Annotated in this window: 2 protein-coding genes; both read right to left on the bottom strand. The window is 72.7% G+C overall.

Annotated elements, in window-relative coordinates; all coding sequences use genetic code 11:
• Positions 1-274: 274 nt before the first annotated feature.
• The gene (locus tag ACWCRJ_RS23055; protein WP_450941034.1) at positions 275-1,522 is read right to left on the bottom strand and encodes a cytochrome P450; all 1,248 of its coding nucleotides are present in this window, start codon (positions 1,520-1,522) and stop codon (positions 275-277) included.
• An 81-nt stretch (positions 1,523-1,603) separates the two neighbouring features.
• Positions 1,604-2,938 carry an FAD-dependent oxidoreductase gene (locus ACWCRJ_RS23050; RefSeq protein WP_450941033.1) on the bottom strand — a complete coding sequence of 445 codons (1,335 nt, stop codon included), beginning with the start codon at positions 2,936-2,938 and terminating at the stop codon, positions 1,604-1,606.
• Between the last annotated feature and the right edge of the window lie 280 nt (positions 2,939-3,218).

The following is a 3,218-nucleotide window of genomic DNA, read 5'->3' as shown; positions in this document are numbered from 1 at the left end:
CCCATTCTCACCCTCTTCCCAACCCCGCCGCTCTCCCTTTCGGCCGGGCGGCCTCCGGCCGGCCCCAGGGGGCCCCCGCCGTGACCGGGCCGGGGCCCACGTGCGTCCGCGTCCGGCCCGCGGACCACTCGTACGGACGGCGGACCACTCGTCCGCCCCCTGGCGGGTACGCGTGTGTACGCCGCCCGCACGAACTCCCCCGGGCGGGGCCGGAGGACCGGCCCCGCCCGGGGGAGTCGCGTACCGCGTGGAGAAGGCGTCGTAGAGGCTTCCGTCACCAGGTGACGGGCAACGCGGTGATGCCGTGGACGAGCATCCCGGACGGCCGGGGCAGCTCCTCCGGCGCCACCGCCAGCTTCAGTGTCGGGAAGCGCTCGATGAGCGTGCCGATCGCTATCTGGAGCTCCAGCCGGGCCAGGCCGGAGCCGATGCAGTAGTGCGGGCCGTGGCTGAAGGCGAAGTGCGGGTTCGTCGGCCGGTGGAAGTCGAGGCCGTCCGGGTCGCTGAACTGGTTCGCGTCCCGGTTGGCCGACGCCAGGCCCGGCAGCACGGCGCTGCCCGCAGGGATCAGCACACCGCCGAGCTCGACGTCCTCCGTGGCGATCCGCAGCAGGGCCTCGTCACCGGGCGGATAGGCGCGCAGCATCTCCTCCATGGCGTTGCCGATCAGCTCCGGCTCGGCGCGCAGGGCGGCCAGTTGTTCGGGGTGGGTGAGCAGCGCGACCACGCTGTTCGCGATCTGGTTGACCGTCGTCTCGTGGCCGGCCACCAGCAGGCTGATGCCCAGGAAGATCAGCTCCTCGTGGCTGAGCCGGTCACCGTCCTCGTCGTGGATCTGGACCAGGGCCGAGAGCAGGTCCTCACCGGGGTTCTCGCGCTTGGCCTCGACGAGTTCGGAGAGGTACGTGAACAGCCCGATCTGGGCCTGAAGCATCTCGTCCTTGGTCCGCGAGGTGGTGGCCAGGAAGGCGCTCGCCCAGGCGGCGAACTTCTCCCGGTCGTCGAAGGGCACGCCGAGCAGCTCGCAGATCACGATCACCGGGAGCGGGAAGGCCAGGGCCGGGATGAGGTCCAGCGGGCCCTCCTGCTCGGCCATCGCGTCCAGCAGGGCGTCCGTGTGCTCCTGGATCCGCGGGCGCAGTGCCGCGACCCGGCGGGCGGTGAACTCCCGGGAGACCAGCTTGCGCACCCGGGAGTGCTCGGGCGGGTCCATGTTGAGCAGGCTCTTGAACTTCTGCGGGGCGGCCGCCAGCCGGGGGGCGCCGTCCTCCAGCGTGGCGGCCCGGCTGAACCGCTGGTCCGACAGGACGGTGCGGACCTCGTCGTACGTCGTGACCAGGAAGGCCTGGTCGCCGCTGGGCATCCGCACCTTGGACACGGGGCAGGTCTCCCGCAGGTCCTTGTACACCGGGCAGGCCTGCATCGCGGACGGCCGTTCGAAGGGATAGGGACGTACCGTCTCGTCGTCGGGGGCGGAGTGCGCGGGAGCGGTGTCGGGTGCTGTCTCGGGCTGTGCGGTCATGGCGTTGAGTCCTCTTCGTAGCGCGTCGGAGTCGGGCGGTGGGGCAGGTCGCGGGCTGAGGCGCGGCGCGGGGCGACGGGGTCAGACGTCGGACGGGTCGGCGCCGAGGTGGGCGGCGGGCGCGATGGGTGCGGCGGGCGCGGTGGGCGCCATCCGCACCACGGTGCGGCCGGTGCGGTGCGCCTCCTGGAGCGGGTAGTAGATGCCCGCGACGATCCGCCGCTTCAGGGCGTCGTTGGAGCTCACCAGCCGGTACGCGAGCCCCCGCAGCGCCACCGGCAGGGTGCCGGAGAGCGCGAACGCGCGTTCCTGGCGCAGCTGCAGGTCACGGGAGCGGGCCACCGCCTGCTCCCGCTCGTGCTGGAAACGCTCGGTGGCCCTCAGCAGCGCCGACCGGTGGTCGCCGGAGCCCCGCAGGACGGGAGCCACCAGGGGCGCGAGCATCACGGCGTCGGTGATGGCGTGGTTCACCCCTTGCCCGAGCACCGGTGTCAGCGTGTGCGCCGCGTCGCCGATCAGCACCAGGCCGGGCATGGACCAGCGGTTCACGACGGTGGTGAAGATGTCCAGCATCGAGGTGTCGGACCAGCTGGTGACGGACTCCCGTACCTCCTGGGAGATCTCGGGGGCCAGCTCGTCGATCCGCTCGTACAGCGCGGGCAGGCCCTGCCCCCGCATCTCCCGCAGGCCGCCCTTGGGGATGTTGAAGCCGACCCGTACCAGGTCGGGCACGGTGGGGATGAACAGGCCGTGCCGGTTCCCCCGGATCCGTACCCGGTAGGTGTGCGGGTCCCAGGCCTCGGGGACCGGCACCTTGAACCAGACGAAGTCCCGCTCCAGCGGGATCTTCTCGTACGGCAGGCCCGCCATCTGACGCACCTTGCTGAACCGGCCGTCCGCGCCCACCGTCAGCGCGGCCCGCACCTCGACATCCCCGTCGGGGCCGCGGACCCGGGCGCCGGTCACCGCCTCGCCGTCCCGCAGCAGTTCCACCGCGGTGCTCCGCCGCAGCAGGGTGAACCCCGGAAGCGAGGCACCCTCCTCGGCCAGCGCCGTCAGCAGCGGCGGCTGCGGAAGCTCCATCGGGTAGCGGCACGGCTGGTCGAACGCGGAGAAGTCGGCGTCCAGCACCACCCGGCCGCCGTCCATGATCTGCATCCGGCGGGTTTCCAGGGTCTGGTCGCGGACCTTGTCCAGGATCCCCAGACGTTCCAGCAGCCACACCGAGTCGGGTGAGATCGACTCACCGCGGAAGGAGCGGTCGAAGTGGCCGCTCTGTTCCACGACCACGACCTCGACCGAGCGGCGGGCCAGTTCGAGGCCGAGTGTCATCCCCGCCGGTCCGCCGCCGATGATGCACACCTGGGTGTGCACCGCCGCGTTCCCGGCCGGCCTGGCCCTGTCAGATCCCGTCACGGGCTGTCCCTCCTGCACGTCGGCCCCTCGTCGGGGAGAAGTCGGCCTCACGGCCCAGGGGGAAGCCCTGACGGTGTCGCGCCCCGTCGGCTGCCTCCCCGACGGCTCCGCCCGGGGCACTCCCGGGCGGAGCCGCACCGCGCCGTGGCGCAGGCCGGCCGGACACGGGGCGGTCCCGGCCGAGGCTCGTCGAACGCGGCGCCGCCATGCTTCGGGCGCCTCCTAAAGCCGGTCTTGCGTCCTTCGCCACACCGCGCGGGCCCACGGGGCCGCCGCACCT

The organism is Streptomyces sp. NPDC002324 (assembly GCF_053593335.1).
This window is presented reverse-complemented; position numbering and strand designations above follow the sequence as displayed.

Bases quoted from the DNA above. Each gene is read 5' to 3' on its own strand.
- ACWCRJ_RS23055 (WP_450941034.1), bottom strand. From the start codon at position 1,522: ATGACCGCACAGCCCGAGACAGCACCCGACACCGCTCCCGCGCACTCC.